Source organism: Oleiphilus sp. HI0043 (assembly GCF_001634935.1).
On record NZ_LWEY01000241.1, the window covers coordinates 1 to 1,167 of the forward strand.

A 1,167-nucleotide genomic window follows, 5' to 3' on the forward strand; every position below is an offset into this window, starting at 1 on the left:
ATGGTGGGTTTGGCAGTGTGTGACGGTTGGCTTTTCTGGGCTTATTCCAACAGTCGCTAACTCACTCAACAAGGTGTCAAAGGGTTTTAGTTTTAGGCTATTTTGTTGATCCATCGCGCGAGTCCACTCGTAGTTTAGTGCGCCGGGAATCTTGCCGCCTCTGGCTGCGTAAGCAGTTTCGCCACTATGCTCCATCGGAGAACGAGCGTCCCAGATTTGCAAATCTTGAGTGTTTACAAGCTCTTTTAGCTGCGCGAGAGTGAGGCTATGTTTACCGCTAAAAGACACTTGAATATCTGACTTTTCATTAGCCACAGGGCCGCTTTCCATGTCGAAATTTTCAGCAGCCCATGCGTGCAAGCCGCCATTCAAATAGCGGTAGTTGTTATGGCCAATTTCATCGAGTAGCCAGATAAAACGTCCTGCCCAGCCGCCACCTTCATCATCGTATACAATAACCTGACTATCGGGAGTCAGACCAATGCTTTGCATTAAATCGTTTAAATTTTCTTTACTCGGAGCAAGGCCGGGCACCGGCGGACCCGCCTGGGTTAAATTAGGGCTTACCAGTACTGCACCGGGGATATGAGCGCTTAGGTAGCGATCTTCTTTTCCAAGGTCGACGATGATCAGCTTTTCAGAGGAGTCTTCATTATTTAATAGTGCGAGTAATTGAGGCGCTTCAATTAACAGATCTGACATTTGTTAGTTCTCATTGCTTCAAATGATGATCGGCGGATCATACCAGATGACAAAGTTTGGGACTAACTATTCTTCACCCTTTGATGCTTGACGATTCGCTTGATGCTGTAAGGAAGTAGTGACTGCGCTGCATAGGTATTTGAATTGTTTATAGTGAGCGTCGGTGAGTGTTTGGTTGTCAGTGTTATCTGCGAAGAAAAGGGCAACCGGTTTTTTGCCAACAAATACCGACATTAAGAAAAACTCTTTTGAGTCGGTGGCGCCCTTGAAATTCATGGGAATCAGGTCGAGTATCTTCTTGTCACTAGAGGGTTTCACCCAAATACTGGCTGGGCGAGAGCATAATTTCTCAAAAATAGTATTCTTGATTATTTTGCTTTCAAAATCCTTAAGTTCAGGGTGATCTTGGCACCCGACTGAATAATAGTTTTTAAAGCGGCTGCGGTCTTTGCTTATCAGACCCAC

General features: G+C 45.4%; 2 protein-coding genes. Both read right to left on the bottom strand.

What is annotated here, in order from left to right:
* A partial coding sequence (locus tag A3729_RS03745) for a sulfurtransferase (protein ID WP_068633202.1) occupies positions 1-702 on the bottom strand: 702 nt, incomplete at its 3' end.
* Between the two features lie 66 nt (positions 703-768).
* A partial coding sequence (locus tag A3729_RS32160; protein ID WP_197475535.1) for a hypothetical protein occupies positions 769-1,167 on the bottom strand: 399 nt, incomplete at its 5' end.